This is a genomic window from Rosistilla ulvae (assembly GCF_007741475.1).
GTDB classification, from domain to species: domain Bacteria; phylum Planctomycetota; class Planctomycetia; order Pirellulales; family Pirellulaceae; genus Rosistilla; species Rosistilla ulvae.
This window is the reverse complement of the sequence record NZ_CP036261.1, coordinates 6202032-6218915: the sequence shown is the minus strand read 5'-3', so window position 1 is coordinate 6218915 and position 16884 is coordinate 6202032. Positions and strand designations below refer to the sequence as shown.

13 protein-coding genes are annotated in these 16884 nt (G+C 58.5%); 10 read left to right on the top strand and 3 right to left on the bottom strand.

Going from position 1 to position 16884, the window contains the following annotated elements:
- Nucleotides 1-90: 90 nt before the first annotated feature.
- A complete protein-coding gene (gene leuD, locus EC9_RS22065) occupies nucleotides 91-675 on the top strand; it encodes a 3-isopropylmalate dehydratase small subunit (protein WP_145348230.1) in 585 nt (194 codons plus the stop codon).
- Between the two features lie 9 nt (nucleotides 676-684).
- A complete protein-coding gene (locus EC9_RS22060; RefSeq protein ID WP_145348229.1) occupies nucleotides 685-987 on the top strand; it encodes a DUF167 domain-containing protein in 303 nt (100 codons plus the stop codon).
- A gap of 103 nt (nucleotides 988-1090) precedes the next feature.
- On the opposite strand, the gene EC9_RS22055 is transcribed toward EC9_RS22060, so the two are convergent.
- Together EC9_RS22055 and EC9_RS22050 are read right to left on the bottom strand one after the other, a co-directional pair.
- Nucleotides 1091-2275, bottom strand: coding sequence for an amino acid aminotransferase (locus EC9_RS22055; protein WP_145348228.1), 1185 nt, complete (start codon nucleotides 2273-2275; stop codon nucleotides 1091-1093).
- A 119-nt stretch (nucleotides 2276-2394) separates the two neighbouring features.
- Nucleotides 2395-3060, bottom strand: coding sequence for an NUDIX hydrolase (locus tag EC9_RS22050; protein ID WP_145348227.1), 666 nt, complete (start codon nucleotides 3058-3060; stop codon nucleotides 2395-2397).
- Nucleotides 3061-3089: 29 nt separating this feature from the next.
- Here EC9_RS22050 and EC9_RS22045 point away from each other — a divergent pair, with 29 nt between their 5' ends.
- The 7 genes from EC9_RS22045 to EC9_RS22015 all read left to right on the top strand — a co-directional run bounded on the left by EC9_RS22045 (nucleotide 3090) and on the right by EC9_RS22015 (nucleotide 14449).
- Nucleotides 3090-6818, top strand: a complete 3729-nt coding sequence (locus EC9_RS22045) for a proline dehydrogenase family protein (RefSeq protein ID WP_246105825.1) — start codon at nucleotides 3090-3092, stop codon at nucleotides 6816-6818.
- A 405-nt stretch (nucleotides 6819-7223) separates the two neighbouring features.
- On the top strand, nucleotides 7224-7622 hold the full coding sequence (locus EC9_RS22040) for a nuclear transport factor 2-like protein (protein ID WP_145348225.1): 399 nt from the start codon (nucleotides 7224-7226) through the stop codon (nucleotides 7620-7622).
- A 132-nt stretch (nucleotides 7623-7754) separates the two neighbouring features.
- Complete coding sequence (locus EC9_RS22035) at nucleotides 7755-8225, top strand: dihydrofolate reductase (protein ID WP_145348224.1); 471 nt, start codon at nucleotides 7755-7757, stop codon at nucleotides 8223-8225.
- Nucleotides 8226-8301: 76 nt separating this feature from the next.
- Nucleotides 8302-8751: a hypothetical protein gene (locus tag EC9_RS22030; protein ID WP_145348223.1), complete on the top strand. Its 450-nt coding sequence runs from the start codon at nucleotides 8302-8304 to the stop codon at nucleotides 8749-8751.
- 158 nt (nucleotides 8752-8909) lie between these two features.
- The gene (locus EC9_RS22025; protein ID WP_145348222.1) at nucleotides 8910-10352 is read left to right on the top strand and encodes an efflux RND transporter periplasmic adaptor subunit; all 1443 of its coding nucleotides are present in this window, start codon (nucleotides 8910-8912) and stop codon (nucleotides 10350-10352) included.
- 11 nt (nucleotides 10353-10363) lie between these two features.
- Nucleotides 10364-13852, top strand: coding sequence for an efflux RND transporter permease subunit (locus EC9_RS22020; RefSeq protein WP_145348221.1), 3489 nt, complete (start codon nucleotides 10364-10366; stop codon nucleotides 13850-13852).
- A gap of 69 nt (nucleotides 13853-13921) precedes the next feature.
- Nucleotides 13922-14449, top strand: coding sequence for a hypothetical protein (locus tag EC9_RS22015; protein ID WP_246105824.1), 528 nt, complete (start codon nucleotides 13922-13924; stop codon nucleotides 14447-14449).
- Between the two features lie 91 nt (nucleotides 14450-14540).
- Here EC9_RS22015 and EC9_RS22010 read toward each other — a convergent pair whose 3' ends face one another.
- Nucleotides 14541-15926, bottom strand: a complete 1386-nt coding sequence (locus EC9_RS22010; RefSeq protein WP_145348220.1) for a transposase — start codon at nucleotides 15924-15926, stop codon at nucleotides 14541-14543.
- A 59-nt stretch (nucleotides 15927-15985) separates the two neighbouring features.
- Here EC9_RS22010 and EC9_RS27390 point away from each other — a divergent pair, with 59 nt between their 5' ends.
- Nucleotides 15986-16330: an integrase core domain-containing protein gene (locus EC9_RS27390; RefSeq protein WP_145348219.1), complete on the top strand. Its 345-nt coding sequence runs from the start codon at nucleotides 15986-15988 to the stop codon at nucleotides 16328-16330.
- Nucleotides 16331-16884: the final 554 nt, after the last annotated feature.

Below are 16884 nucleotides of genomic sequence, written 5' to 3'. Positions count from 1 at the left end.
CCGCCGATTCGCCCGATCGCCACGCGGTCGGGCGTCGCGAATTACTCCCGACCATCAAAACTCACCGATTAAAAAGCTGCATTCAATTCCATGCAAAAGTTCACAAAGCACACCGGCCTCGTCGCGACGATGGATCGCGCCAACGTCGACACCGACCAAATCATCCCCAAACAATTCCTGAAGCGGATCGAACGAACCGGCTTCGGCCAGTTTCTGTTCTTCGATTGGCGGTTCAACGAAGACGGTTCGGACAACCCCGACTTCGAACTGAATCAACCCGCGGCCAAAGGCGCGTCGGTCCTGATCACCCGCCGCAACTTCGGAAACGGATCGAGCCGCGAGCATGCCGTTTGGGCCCTGGACGATTACGGTTTCCGCGCCGTCCTCGCCCCCTCGTTCGCCGACATCTTCTTCAACAACTGCTTCAAGAACGGCGTCCTGCCGATCGTGCTCAGCGAAGAAGACATCGAAGAATTGTTCCGTCGCACCGAACAAATCGAAGGCTACCAACTGACCGTCGACCTGGAAAACAACACCATCAGCGACGGCCAGGGATTCGATCGCACGTTTGAAGTTGAACCGTCGCGGCGGCACAACATGCTAAACGGCCTCGACGATATCGCGATGACTCTGGAACACGAAGCGAAGATCTCGGCCTACGAAGCCGCGCTCTAGTCCCAGGCGATGATCGAAACAACGCCCCGCGAAAACCAATTGATATTCGCGATCCACGTTTCCGCTGGCAGCCGACGCAATGAAGTCGGCGGCCAGCACGATGGAGCCCTTCGCGTCGCCGTAACACAAGCTCCCGAGAAGGGCAAAGCCAACGCGGCGATCATCAAACTGCTGGCCAAAACTCTGGGCATCAGCAAGAGTCAACTCGAGATCATCTCGGGCGACACGCACCGCCGCAAAACCATCGCGGCCACTCAGATCGATCCACAGCAAATCGATCAACAATTGCAAACGCTGGCAACAAGCAAATAGCGTCAGCTCGCGATCGGCGCGATGTGCCAGCCCGCCAGCGAAGGATCGATCCGATCCCTCGCTTCTTGAATTCGACCGCCAGAGCGTTGCAGGCGATTCGCGATTAGAGAACCGCAGCGACAGCGTCGCACAGACGCGGCAGATTTTCGTCGGTCATACCGGCGACGTTGATCCGCCCGCTGCCAACGATATAGATCGCGTATTCGTTCCGCAGCTGATCGACTTGCATCGGGTTCAGCCCGCTGAACGAAAACATTCCGCTCTGCGACAGCAAAAACGAAAAGTCTCGCTTGCTTTGCCGCTGGTGCATCTGCGCCACAAACTGGCTCCGCATCGCAGCGATCCGGTTCCGCATCTCGGCGACCTCTTCGTGCCACAGCGTCGTCAATTCGGGACTGCTCAGCACGGTGGCAACGATCGCTCCACCATGCCGCGGCGGATTGCTGTAATTCGTTCGGACGACACGCTTCAACTGGCTCAGCGCCGCCGTCGCCTCTGCCGGATTCTTTGCGACAAGCGACAAACCGCCGACGCGCTCGCTGTAGAGTCCAAAGTTTTTCGAGAAGGAACTCGCGACCAGCATCTCGTCGCAAGTCTGCAGCAGCGTGCGAATCCCAACGGCGTCTTCGGTGATCCCTTGGCCAAAGCCTTGGTAGGCGAAATCGACAAGCGGCAGCAGCCCGCGCTCGCGAACGACCTCGGCGATCTGAGCCCATTGCTCCGCTGTCGGATCGACGCCCGTCGGGTTGTGGCAGCAAGCGTGCAACAGAACGACGTCGCCCGTCCGCGGCTTGGTCTTCAAATCCTCGAGCATTGCGTCGAAATCGAGCCCGGTCTTCTCAGCGTTGAGGTAGGCGTAAGACTGCACGCCAACGCCCGCAGCGGTGAAGATCGCGTTGTGGTTGGCCCAAGTTGGATTCGACAGCCAGATTTGAGCCGGCTTCAACTGGCCCGCGATCAGATCGGCCGCGACACGAAGGGCTCCGGTTCCGCCTGGGGTCTGCACGATGGCGACTCGCGACGCGGGCACCTGTTCGCCAAAGACCAGCCCATGCAGGTGCTGGCGATACTCTGGCAAGCCATCGATCCCCAGATAGCCCTTGGTCGTTTCGGTCTTCAACAGCGTTTCTTCAGCCTGTTTCACGCAACGCAAGACGGGCGTCTGCCCCGACGGATCCTTATAAACACCAACGCTGAGATTGATCTTGGCGGGATTGGCATCTTTTTGGAACGCTTCGGTCAGACCGAGGATCGAGTCGGGGGGAGCGGTTTGGATCGTTTCGAACATGGCTGGTTAACCGTAGTGAAATCGGGCAAAAAATCGATTACGGCACGTTATCCTAATCGCCAAAGTGCGACTCGGGGAGGGCCACAATCGAGCAAAGTCTGCGTTGCCGCGGACCCGCGTTACCGGTAACCGACCTGGCACAGTTCCGCCAGCATCATCGCGGTCGCTCCCCAAATCAGATGCTCGCCAAATTGCAGCGCCCGATATCGGAACGTGAACGAATCAACCACCTGGCGATTGCGGGAGATCGGCCGCTGCATGCTCCGCATCGTCCACCGCGATTGATCGGTCAACGCGTCCCAGGGGAGCATGATCGCCTGGTCGACCTCCACCGGATCCAGACGGAACTGCATCGACTGGCGCGTCGCCGCAACGATCGGCGTGACGACGTTGTGGCTGGCGTAGACATGCATCGTCGACAACCGCCCCAAGACCTGCAGATCGTCCGGAACCATCCCCAGTTCCTCGTCGAACTCGCGAACCGCCGCCTCAACGGCCGATTCGCCCGCCTCTAAACGGCCGCCGGGGAAACAGATCTGCCCGCCGTGATGTCGCAGACTGGTCGGGCGTTTGGTCAGCGGCAGGTTCCATTGCGCCCCGTCCCATGCCAACATGATAAGAACTGCCGCTTGACGCGCGTCTCCCGGAACCGGTCCGGCGTGACGCCCGTAAGCGAGCCCGACCGATGCCTGGTTGTAAGCGTTCCGCGTTTGCGACCGCTGTTCACCCAGTCGGGTCATCGGTTGCACGGGCAGCGGCAGTTCGACGGGTTGGTTTGTTGGCATCTAACAATTCTAAACGGAGAATCGACACCGTGTCATCCTCAGCTTCGGACCGAACCGCGGAAGAGTCCCCTTTTCTCAACCTTCCCGAGGCAGTTGCCGCCACCGAATCGGCGGCCTCCGGCTTGACCGGGTGGCAGCGCGACGCGGCCCGCGCGATCGCCCTGGCACAGCAGTTGCTGAAGCGGTCCCACCAACTACTGACGCCGGCCGAACACCGCCAACAATCCGAACTCGACCGCATGATCGGACACCAAGAGGACAAAGCGACACTTGTCGAGATGACCGACCAAGCGTTCCGAACCGACGTTCCGCAACGCGTCGCCGACCAACTGACTCACATCCTCGACGTCCAAGGCGTGCCGCGATTCTTCAGCCCACTGGACCGCACGCTGCTGCGTGGGTTCCAAACCTTCGGCGGCTACCTGCCCGGCGTCGCCGTGCCGATGGTCAAAGACAAGATGCGGCACGAGACGGCCAACGTGATCCTGCCGGCGGAGAAGGAGGTCCTGGAAAAGCATCTCCGCGAGCGGCAACGCGAAGGGATCCGGATGAACGTCTCGCTGCTGGGCGAGGCGTTGCTGGGCGAGAACGAAACGCGGACGCGGCTGAAAAAGTATCTCGCGGCGCTGCAGATGCCCGAGATCGAATGCATCTCGGTCAAGGTTTCGACGATCTATTCGCAGATCTCGACGCTGGCTAGGACGCATACCGAAAGCGTGATCGTCGACCGGCTGGAACTACTCTATCGCGCCGCGATGCGACAGACCTTCCAACGACGCGACGGCTCGCAGACCAGCAAGTTCGTCTATCTGGACATGGAGGAATATCGCGACCTGCATCTGACAGTCGATGTGCTGAAGCGGACGCTCGATCGCCCCGAACTGTCGCAGGTCCGCGCCGGGATCGCGTTGCAATCGTACATCCCCGATTCGTTTGAGGTCTTGCAAGATCTGGCTCAATGGGCGCAGCGGCGGACCGCCGCCGGCGGATTGCCGTTGACGATCCGCGTGGTCAAAGGAGCGAACATGGAGATGGAACGCGTCGAAGCGTCGACCGAAGGCTGGCCACAAGCTCCCTACACAACAAAACACGAAACCGACGCAAACTACAAGCGGATGATCCGCACGATCTTGGCTCCAGAGAATTCGGCCGCGTTGCGATTGGGTGTCGCATCGCACAACCTGTTCGACATCGCCTTGGCAGCGATTTGGGCGACCGAAGCCGATGCGCTGCAGCGCGTGCAGTTTGAGATGCTCGAGGGGATGGCGAATCAGCAGCGTCGCGCGCTACTGGAACTGACCGGCAGCATGCTGTTGTACGCGCCGGCTTGCGAGCAAACCGACTTCCTATACGCGATCGGTTATCTGATCCGCCGACTGGACGAAAACACGGGGCCGGAAAACTTTCTCCGCTACGCGTTTCAATTGCAACCGGGCACCGAGACCTGGCAAACGCTGGCCGACGGTTTTCGCGCGTCGCTGGTGGCGATCGATTCGGTCACGACCAAACCGCGGCGCCAGCAGGATCGCAGCCAAGTTCCCGCGAGGCCAGAGGTGGGCGATACGTGGCAGCAGTTTATCAACGAACCGAACACCGATTGGTCGCTGCCACAGAACAGCCGCTGGGCTCAGGAATTGCTGGCGTCATGGCGCGATCGCTGCGACGATTCGGCAACGCAGATCCCGCTGTCGATCGCCGGACGCGAAGTGACCGACGCGCGGGAGATCGTCGAAAGTCGCGATCCTTCGCGGCCCAGCAAGATCGCCTGCCGGTATGCGATGGCGACAAGCGACGATCTCGACGCGGCAATCGCCTGCGCTCGGCAAGACCCTCGCAATTGGCGATCGATGCCATCGGAAGCTCGCTCCGCCACCTTGCGCGATGCGGCTCAACTGCTTCGCCAACAGCGTGGCGACCTGCTGGCCGCAGCGCTCATCGACGGCGGCAAGACGCTCGCCGAAAGCGATCCCGAGGTCAGCGAGGCTATCGACTTCATCGAGTTCTACAGCCTGTGCGCCGACCAAGCGTATCAATCGCCACAGGTCGAAGCGTCGGGCGCCGGAGTGGTCGCGGTGATCAGCCCCTGGAACTTCCCGATCGCGATCCCCTGCGGAGGCGTCGCGGCGGCGCTGGCCGCCGGCAACACGGTGCTGTTGAAACCGGCATCGGAAACGGTGCTGCCAGCCTATCTGATGTGCCAAGCGTTCTGGGACGCCGGCGTGCCGCGCGAAGTGCTGCAATTGGTTCCCTGCCGTGGCAGCGACGCAGGCCGCCGACTTGTCGAGAACCCCGAGGTCGACATCGTGATCTTGACCGGCGGAACCGAGACGGCTGAGTCGATGCTGCGGATCCGGCCCGACCTCGCTTTAGCCGCCGAGACCGGAGGCAAAAACGCGACGATCGTGACCGGTTTGTCCGACCGGGACCTGGCGATCAAACACGTTTTGCAATCGGCCTTTGGCCACAGCGGCCAGAAGTGCAGTGCAACTTCGCTGCTGCTGCTCGAAGAGGAGGTCTTTGAAGACGAGTCGTTTCGCGAGATGCTGGCCGACGCTTGCAAGAGCATGATCGTTGGTTCGGCGTGGGAACTGCAAACGCGCGTTGGTCCGCTGATCCGACCTCCCAGCGGCGAACTGGCTCGCGGGCTCAAAGAACTCGAACCGGGAGAGTCTTGGTTGGTGATGCCCGAACCGTGCGACGACAATCCGCAACTCTATCGCCCCGGGATCAAGTGGAATGTTCAACCGGGTAGCTTCACACACATGACCGAACTGTTTGGCCCGGTGTTAGGCGTGATGCCGTTTCGCAAGTTAGAGCAAGCGATTCGACTTGTTAATGCGACAGGCTTCGGTTTGACAAGCGGGCTGGAGAGCCTGGACGATCGCGAACAAGAACTGTGGCGGGAACAGATCCAAGCCGGCAACCTCTACATCAACCGTTCGACAACCGGCGCGATCGTGTTGCGGCAACCCTTTGGCGGGCTTGGCAAAAGCGCCTTTGGTCCGGGAATCAAAGCGGGCGGCCCACATTACGTCGCGTCGCTGATGAAGCTCCGCGACCAGGTCGACCATCCGCAGATGTTCAATGCACATCGCTTCGGGCTGCCGGCATTGCAGTCGATGCGCGAGAGCCTGCAGGCTGCCGATACATCCGCGTTGATCGAGCGCTGCGGCGGCACAGAGACCACCAAATCGGTGATCGATCGGTTGCAGACGGCGCTAGCCAGTTACGACCACTGGGCGACCGAAGAGTATCGCCAACAACACGACAGCGTGCGGCTAGTCGGTCAAGACAACCTACGCCGCTATCGCCCGATTCCCGCGCTGCGGATCGGCATTGGACCGACCGATCGTCCGCTGGACATCGTCCGCTGCATCGCCGCGGCGCATGCTGCGGGGTGTCGGATCACGCTCAGCCATCGACCGGGCGAAGCAGCGGCGCTGGTCGAACTGGTTGAATTTTTGACGGCCGACTGGGCGGCGCGGATCGAGATGATCGAAGAGTCGACGCAACAATGGATCGACGCGATCCAAGAGGGAGAGGTCCTGCGGATACGGATGACACCCGACGTGACGGTCGACCCTGCGATTCGCGAAGCGGCAAACCAACACAACGTCTACATCTGCCAGACACCCGTCCTCAGCGACGGCCGTTACGAACTGCTGCACTATGTTCGCGAGCAAAGTGTCTGCGTCGACTACCATCGCTATGGCAACCTCGGCCGCCGATCCGAGGAACCACGGCGACACGTATTATGACAGACATCTATCCACCAAAAGAACCTCCGTCATCAAAACTCGATTTCCGACAAATTACAAGCGGGCGCGGCGCGAATTTGATTGACTGGACTCAAGCGGGTTTCGAGAATGGAAGTTCGGCATGTACGTTCCAGCCCGAACGCAGCATCGATCGATAAAGGACCGCTCGCATTTTTTGTGTTGTTCGCTCCATTTAAATACGCACTTTTCTTTCTTTTCGACTTCTGGCCAAAAACTCTTTTCGCGTTATGGCTGCGGGGTGAATAACACCTCGATCCGCCGGCGATCTATTCCGCTTAACGCTGCCAAGCGAATGCGAGCAGCGATCCAGAAGTCACCCGATGATTTCGACCTGCAGCATGTCTGCAAGGCCGACGCGTAGAACTCAAACGATGAGGGTTCAAGATGACCGATGCCGCAACGCCCAAGAGCGAACTGTTAGAAATGCAGCGAACGTTTGTAAAACGTTGTGCCAAGGGAGAGTTCCTCGAAGTCATGGAGGACTACTACGCCGACGACGCTTACCAAATTGAAGGCGATGGTTCGCGGCGTGAGGGGAAGTCGAACATGATTGCTTTCGAGAAGCAGTTCCTAACGCAGGTGAAGCAGTTCCATGGTGTCGACATCGGGTCGATCGCTGTCGCGTCGGACGATGGCGACGGCAACGGCGTCACGATGGCCGAGTATACGATCAAGGCGGACATGATCGACGGATCGAAGTTCTGGCCCGAACAAGTTCAAGTTTCGACTTGGAAAAACCGTAAAATTGTCGCCCTCAGGTTTTATTACGACCCGAATTTCTAAACGCCCTCCGCCAGCGATGCGGTTGCCGATCGAGTTCGTTGCGATCCAAACTCGCTTGCCCGCTTGCCGAGAATCTGCAGCCAAGGCAAAGTGTGGTTTTGCAGATCCCTTAAGCAAGGAACTTCTTCAGGCATGATTATCATCTCCGCGATGAGCGAAGAACGCGTGATCGGCAGCGAAAATGGAATGCCCTGGAACGTACCCGCTGAATACCAGCAATACCTCGACTTTGTCGCCGGCCAAACGGTGATCATGGGGCGGAAAACCTATGAGATCTTTGGCAAAGATGTGGCTCCGGAAACCTCGTTGATCGTCGTTTCACGGACTGCGAAACTCGATGAGATTCCGGTGGCGACGTCGTTCGACAAAGCGATCGCGATAGCCAAAGCCCTGGGCAAACAAATCTTCATCGCCGGTGGCAGTTCGATCTACGAACAAGCGCTCGACGTCGCCGACCAGATGTACCTGAGTACGATACACGGACAGTACCGTGGCGATGCGTACTTCCCCGCTTTTGATACCGACCAGTGGCAGGTCGTCGAGACTCGCGAGCAGCCGCAGTTCACGTTCCGGCGATGGAAAAGAAAGATGGCTTTTCAATAAACTCGCTAGACCACGGACCGATTCGACGCTAACATTCGATAAGGGCTCACCCCGATCCAAACATCAAGAAATACCGATGCGTTCACTTCTCTCTTTGCTGCTAATTGCGACCTTCATGCTGGGGCATATCGTGCCTCATTCGCATGCGGCATCGGGCGGTGCGGAGCCAGGCGACCATGCTCACCGGCCTCACGTTCATCTCGGGCACGGCCATGATCACGATCACGGGCATCACCATGGACAAGTGGACCGACGCGTTGCCGGCGCGGAATCCCCTGCGGATGCGTTAGCGGAACCATCGCTTGCATGCGACCACGATGGCGACGCGATCTACTTTGCCGACTCCGACTGGACCGTCGCTCGCAGCGCAATTGCTAACAATCTCGATTCGTCGTCGCTGCCATTCTTCTCGCTCGTTGGAAACATCCCACAACGGGAACGCCTGTATCGGCGTGACAGCGTCCTGTCCGAGCATCGGCGACCGAAGCTGCCGATCTACCTTCTGACAGCCTCTCTACGGCTATAGCGACCACGATTGCGCACCATCGGACCTACGTCGCATCAACGGCGGCAGGCTGATTGGTTTCCGGCGTATCGTCACTCCATTTGCACGCGCGAACTCGCGCCCCCTTCACGCGATCTAACAAGACGCCGATGGGTCTCCGTGGAAAGATGCAGGTCATCATGCAACACGCTCCTTCGTTTACAAAACTTCTACTCGGACTTGCGATCGCCGCCGGTGTCGCTTTTGCGACCTGGTACTTTCGCGAGGCACTGCCGTTTCCCGGCAGAGTTCCCGTTGCCGCCAAGGAGAGTCCGCCGCAACCGACGTTGGAAAAACAGACGATCCTCGAAATCAGCGCTCAAGCGAGAAAGAACCTTGGGCTGCAATCGATGCCGGCGCGGCCGCAAACCTATTGGCGCAGCCTGCAGATCCCTGGCAAGCTGGCCGATCGCCCAGGCGTCTCCGATCGCGGTGTCACCTCGCCAGCGGTCAGCGTAGTAACCGAGATCCACATCTCGCCCGGTGATGCTATTCGCCCCGGCGAACTGCTGTTCACATTGCGATTGTTCAGCGAATACCTGCAAGCGGCGCAGACTCAGCTGTTCAAGGCGAAACAGGAGACCTCGATCATCCAAGCCGATATCGATCGCGTGTCGGATGCAGTGACTTCCGGCGCGGTGGTCCGAAGCAAGATGATCGAATTGCAAGGCAATCTTCGTCGGCAACAGATCTTGATCGAAGCCGCCCGCCAGGATTTGCGTTCGCGCGGCCTCGATTCGGCGCAAATCGAACAGATCGAATCGGGCAGCTTTTTATCCACGGTCGAGGTGCGGGCACCCGAGGCTCTGCCGAGCGTACCACTTACCGAAACCAATGCCGATCGGGCGGCGCGATCGATTCAGCCGGTCCAGCAGGCTCGCTTCGATTCGTCCAGTTCCCGGGCGCCCGAGTTTGCGTTTGAAGTCCAGGAACTGTTGGTAGAACTTGGCCAACAGGTGCAAGCCGGGCAACCGTTGGCGACGCTCGCCAATCACCAGGCGTTGTATGTCGTGGGGCATGCCTTCAAGCGAGAGGCACCGTTCCTGGAACAAGCCGCTCAAGAAGGGCGAGCGATCGACCTCGAATTCGCCGACGACGCAACCGACCAATGGCCCGAACTCGAGCAGCGGTTTGAGATCCGCCACCTCAGCAATGCCATCGACACGAACAGCCGCACGTTCGACTTCTTCATTCCACTGCGAAACCAATCGCGTGCCTACCAGAAGGCGGAACAAACCTTCCTGGTCTGGCGATTCCGACCGGGGCAACGCGTTCGACTGCACGTTCCCGTCGAGAAACTGGAGAACGTGTTGGTGCTGCCCGCGGCGGCGGTCGTCCGCGACGGCCCCGAAGCCTATGTCTTCATGCAAAACGGCGACCTCTTCAAACGTCTGCCCGTGCATGTGCTGCACGAAGATCGTCAATCGATCGTGCTGGCCAACGATGGCAGCGTGACACCGGGAACCTACCTGGCTCAGAACGCTGCCGCCTCGCTGAACCGCGTCCTCCGGTCGCAAGCGGCCAGCGGCCAACAAGTCGGCGTTCACGTTCATCCCGATGGCACCGTCCACGCCGCCCACTGAAAGTTGCCATCATGTTAGACGCTGTCATTCATTTCTCGTTGCGTTACCGGATGCTGGTCGTGGTGATCAGCCTGGCGCTGCTTGTGTACGGTTCGTACCAAGCGGCCCAGATGCCGATCGATGTCTTTCCTGACCTCGATCGGCCGCGGGTGGTAATCATCACCGAAGCTCCTGGCCTGGCGACCGAAGAAGTCGAGACGCTGGTCACCCAGCCGATCGAAATCGCGTTGATCGGAGCCAATGGCGTGCAAGCCGTGCGCAGCCAGACAACGGCCGGGCTGAACGTGATCTACATCGAATTCGATTGGTCGACGCAGATCCGCGCGGCGCGACAGACTGTCCAGGAACGGCTGACCACCCTGCAAGGCATCCTGCCCGCAGGGATTCGTCCTCAGATGACGCCTCCTTCATCGATCATGGGGCAGATCGTCATCGCGGGGATCTACCGGCAACCGGGGCCGCGCGGCGGCAAATTGGCCGTTGTGGGGAAGACCGGGTTGATGGCCGAACGAATCGATGCCGCCGACCCGGCCGAAGCGATTCGCGTTTGGCAGCCGGTCGAGCGCAAGGACTTAAAAACCTGGACGCCTGTGGAAACGCAGTCGATCACATGGACTGCCGCTGCGGCCGACGATCCTCAATTGGCCGGGGAATCGCCCGACGGCGTTGGCATCGCGACGATTCAAATCGATGGGCAGGAACACGACGTCAACTTCTACAGCGACGCCAAACAGCAATTGGATCTCCGCACCGTCGCCGACTGGATCATCCGCCCAAGGCTGCTGAAGACGACCGGGGTGGCAGAGGTCTTCATGCAGGGAGGCGATCGCAAGCAGTACCAGATCCTGATCGATCCGACAGCCCTATTGGAATACGACGTCACGGTGCAGGACGTCGCGCAAGCACTGCGAGAAAGTAACATCAACACCAGCGGCGGTTTTGCCGTGACCGGCGAGACCGAGCGGTCGATCCGGATCCTCGGACGGCTGGGGCCCGAGTCGCGGGTGGTGATCGAAGACTTGAAGAAGATCCCCGTCGGATATCATCCCAAACGCTCGGTGCTGTTGGAACAAGTGGCCCGCGTCAGCGAAGGGCCTCAACTGAAGCGAGGCGATGGCAGCGTCGATGGCCGACCGGGGATCGTCTTCACGACCGTCAAACAACCGCACGTCGACACGCGTCAATTGACTAACGATATCGCAGCGGCGTTTGCCGAAGTCGAAGCGTCGCTGCCGGCGGACATCATCATCAACAGCGAACTGTTTCGGCTGAAGAACTTCATCGACCGCGGGATCTTTAATGTTGCCGAAGCGTTGGTGATCGGTGCCTTCCTGGTGATGGTCGTGCTGTTTCTATTCCTGCTGAACTTTCGCACGACCTTCATCACCCTGACCGCGATCCCGCTGTCGTTGGTGATCACGACGTTGGTCTTCCGTTGGATCGGATGGTTCAGCGGCAGCGAGCTTTCGATCAACGTGATGACGCTGGGAGGGATCGCCGTCGCGATGGGGGAACTTGTCGACGACGCGATCGTCGACGTCGAAAACATCTTCCGACGACTGAAAGAAAACAACGCAGCCCCGACGCGGCGGGCTGCGATTCAAGTCGTCTTTGAAGCGAGCAAAGAGATCCGCAGCGCGATCATGTTTGGCACCGCGGTCGTGATCCTGGTCTTCCTGCCGCTGTTCGCGCTGTCGGGCGTCGAGGGACGGTTGTTCGCGCCGCTGGGACTCGCCTACATCATTTCGATCCTGGCGTCCTTTCTCGTTTCGTTGACTGTCACGCCGGCGCTGTCGTATTACTTGTTGCCCAAGTCGTCGGCAACGCACCGCGATCACGACGGGCTGCTGTTGCGCGGCTTGAAGAGAGCTGTCACGCCTTGGATTCAATTGAGCATGGCCTGGCCGCGGATGCTGCTGTGCGCGACGTGGTTGGGAGTGCTGGTGGCAGCTTGGCAGATGTCGCAACTGGGGCGTAATTTCCTGCCGCCGTTCGACGAGGGGAGCGTGCAAGTCAACGTCACGTTGCCGCCGGGCTCCTCGCTGGAAACTTCAAATCGAGTCTCGCAAACGATCGATGCCGTCTTCCAATCGATGCAGAAAAACGAAGATCGTCCCGAGGGCGAGATCTTGCATTTTGTCCGCCGCACGGGGCGAGCGGAACTGGACGAGCACGCCTCGCCGGTAAACGTCGGCGAATACATTTTGAGTATGAATCCGGAAGTCGATCAGGATCGCGAGGAGATCTTGGCCGGGTTGCTCGATAAGTTGAAAAACGAAGCACCGGGCGTGGACATCGAAGTCGAACAACCGCTTGCGCATCTGATCAGCCACATGGTCTCGGGCGTCTACGCGCAGATCGCGATCAAAATTCATGGCGACGATCTCGACACGCTGCAGCGGCTTGGCGAACAGGTGAAGTCGACGCTGCAGACGGTCCCTGGGATTACGCCGCCGGTCGTCGAACCGATCCAGCAAGTTGCCGAACTGCATATCCAATTGCGATCGGACGATCTGGCCTTGTACGGTCTGACGCGGCAATACGTCGCCGATGTCTTGCAGATCGCGTTGCAGGGGGAAGTCGTGTCGCAGGTGCTCGAGGGGCAGCGGCGATTCGACCTGATGGTTCGACTGGAAGAAGCCTACCGGACCGATTACGCTAACCTCGGTCGGTTGCGAATCGATCTGCCCGATCACCCTGGATACGCCGATCGCGGACAGATCGAACTGCAAGAGATCGCGAATATCGGCGAAGGCTCCGGACCCAACTCGGTCAATCGCGAAGACGCGCGGCGGCGGATCGCGGTGCGATGCAACACGCAGGGCCGCGATTTGGCCAGCGCGGTCGGCGAGATCAAGCAACGCATCGACGGGCAGATTCAACTGCCGATCGGGTACTATATCGAATATGGTGGGCAGTTTGAGAGCCAGCAGCGAGCGACGCAGTGGATCATCGCGTTGGCCGGGGTTTCGGTGGTGGGGATGTTTGTCGTGCTGATGTTGTTGTTCCCGTCGGTGCGGATCGTGTTGCAGATCCTCAACGCCCTGCCGACAGCTTTTATCGGCGGCGTGTTGGCGTTGGTGATCACCGACCAGAGTCTGACCGTTGCCAGTTTGGTCGGCTTCATTTCGCTGGGCGGAATCGCGGTTCGCAATGGGATCCTGCTAGTCACCCACTATTTCCACTTGATGAAAGAGGAAGGCGAATCGTTTACGCAGGCGATGGTGCTGCGGGGCAGCCTGGAACGCCTGGCTCCCGTTTTGATGACGGCGTTGACTGCTGGGATCGGACTGATTCCGCTGGTCCTTGGCGGCCAAGAACCGGGGCGAGAGATCCTGTATCCCGTCGCTACGGTGATCCTCGGTGGACTGACCACGTCGACCTTTTGTGAGTTTTTGATTCACCCCGGCCTGTTCTGGGCGTTCAGCGGTAAAGACGCAGCAGCTTTGGCGAGCGGCACGGCAGAGGATGACGATTCGCAGTTCGAGACTTTGACTTAAACAATTAAATCACTTTCGCGCGGTCCGCTGTGGACCGGGATTTCTGTTGGTTCCCATAGGATTAGTACGATGAAGTTTTCAAACTGGTTTCTCTCTGCCCTGCTCGCAACCGGTGCTCTTGGTTTGACCGGATGTAAACCGGCCGACACGGCGACCGAAGACGCAACCCCAGCCGCCGAGAGCGCGACCGACGACCATGGTCACGATCATCCCGAGACCGACCACAGCGAGGCAGGGCACGGACACGACGTCGGCCCGCACGACGGAACGATCGCCGATTGGGGCGGAGGGAAGTTTCATGTCGAATTCACAGTCGACCACGACAAAACCGAAGCGACTGTTTACGTTTTAGGTGGCGACGAGAAGACAGCTGCGCCGATCGCTTCCGAAGCGATCGAACTGACGATCGTCGATCCCGAGATGCAAGTCACCTTGAAGCCATCGCCGCAGGAAGGCGACCCCGACGGAACGGCTTCACGCTTTGTCGGCACGCACGAGAAACTGGGCGTCGTACAGGAGTATGCCGGCACGATGACCGGCGTGATCGACGGCACTCCCTACACCGGAGAATTTAAGGAAGAAGCACACACGCATTAAGCGGGCCTCCGTTCCAACGTGAGAACGACAATGAAGAGCCGCGGAGTAGGCGACAGCAAAAAGCCTGTGGCGCGAGCCGAGCCCTTTCAAGCTAGCATTCCGTGGCTCTTTGGTCGGGGATTCTAGCTGTCGATTCATGGTTACCACGATTTCCGCTTTTCCTTTTTGGTGGTGGCTTCTTTGGTCCTCGGTGACTCTTTCGGTATTGACTGAAATCGAGTTTCCGAGCGACGTCGACCAACTCCTTGGCGAGCTGTCTGAGGGTTAGTTTTCCATAGACTGAATCAAACTCCTTTTCAGTCACAGCCGTCATGAACCCCTTCCACGATTCAGAGACGTCGTTGGCTGCATAGTAACTGGAAACCTCGTCGGCTAAATCCGCGTCACCTGCTGCACAGCCAATCGATGTTTTCATCACGCTTATTAGGTTGTACATCATCATCGACATGCAAAAACTGAACAGGGCCGCTTGAGGATATCCAAGCGTATTTATCTCACTGTTCAGTGTCGTGGCAAGATGCTGGAATGCGGTTTCGATATTCCATCGCTTGCGATAAGCATTCGCCACGTTTTTCGCACTAACCCGTTGGGGAAGATTGGTCAAGACGTGAACGGCGGTGTCGCCCTTGCGAGTTGGTGTGTCGAGTTCGATCGTGACCCGACGCGGGCAAATCGTAAGCCCTTGATAGGTAAACGCAATCGTCTGTTCGTACAGTGTTCCGCCGTCACAACGCCCGATTTTCCGGCGTTCTCCTAGCGATTCCCAATTTGGTAACAAGCCCTTTGAATGACGAAAAACAAAGAAGGCTTTCTTGTCCAAGGCAATCGTGGTCATCATCTTCTGTGAAGCAAAATGACGGTCGCCGATCCAGACATCCCCTTTTTCAACAAGCTCAAGAATCTCCGGATGTAACGTGGCTTCGTTGGCATGCCCATCGCGACTAAGAATCACATCGACAAGTAATTTCTTGTCGGGATCTAAGATAGGGATAGTGGTGCCAGGCAAGGCCGCTGCGCCGAGGGTCCGAAGCTCTTTGATTCGATGCTCGGTCCCAGCCAGATGGTTGCCGTCGATGATCCGTGTCTTGTAACCGCTCAACACAGGCGGTGGTTTGGGACCTTCGAGATGGTCCCACAACTGCGAAAGCTCGGCCGCCGTTTCACTTACCAAGGCGCGGCTCACTTGGGTCTCGATACCTTGCAGCTTGTTGTAAACGGATGTGACAGAGACTTTCAGTTTTTCTTTGTGCTTTTTGTAAGCAGCATTGACCGAAGGTTTGATGTTCAAGGCAACACAGGCCATGATGTCAGCGACCGATGAGAACAGGAGTTCACCGCATCTTTGAGAGCCTGCGTGAGTGGCAAATAGAGTGTCGATTCGCTCGTCGCTGAGCAGATGATTGAGCACCAGTCGAGTGCCCATCGCCACAGGGCACTCATTTTTGAAGCGATCAAGCAGTTCATCAACAGTCATCATTCCACCTCGTTTCGCGTAACTTCCGATAAATAAGCTACTTAGATATCAGTGCAAAATAGATGCCGAGGCACGCCCATGCTAGCTTGAAAGGGCTCGGCGCCAGCCGCAGGACAGCTCTTGATCCATCACAGCGATCGTGGTGGCCAGTACCCAGGCAGATCCTCAAGCGGTCGTCAATTCGACAGAGCATGAGTCGTGCTGGCGACGGCTACGACAACGCATTTATGGAAAGTTGCTTTGGAACAATCAAGACTGAGCTGGAGATGATCGCATACGAAACAGTGACTGAAGGAGAACGTGAACTCGGAAGTTACTTCAGATGCTACAACCAAGACCGAAAGCACTCGAGTCTTGGCTATCAGAAACCCACTCAGTTTGAATCCCCTCACCCAGGTCAAGAATAATCCCAGGGCGCGCCCGGGATCAGGTCACCACCTCAGGCAATATCATCGGTTGTGCCAACCCTGAGCCTTCGATTGGGAAGCACTGGCAAGAGCCAGTGGCACCCGGAGCGGTCGTTTTACAGCCACAGAGGACAGGAGTTCACTGAGACTTGAGCTTGAAGGTGATTTCCTCTGTGTGCTCGGTGGACTCAGTGGCTATTGAAGAATGCACCCCCGTGGGTGCCACTGGCTCTGCCAGTGCTTTTATGCCGAAGTCCCAAGACAGAACAGATCGAACCGTTACCCAACGCTGGAAACGTTTGCCGCTCACGGAGGCTTCGCTCGCGTATTGTTGTATGGCACTGGCAATACCTTCGGTCGTGCCAACCCTGGGACTTCGACCAGGAAGCACTGGCAAGAGCCAGTGGCACCCGGAGCGGTCGTACTACAGCCACAGAGGACAGGAGTTCACAGAGACTTGAGCTTGACTGTGATTTTTCACAGTGTGTTCGGTGGACTCAGTGGCTATTGAAGAAATGCACCCCCGTGGGTGCCACTGGCTCTGCCAGTGCTTT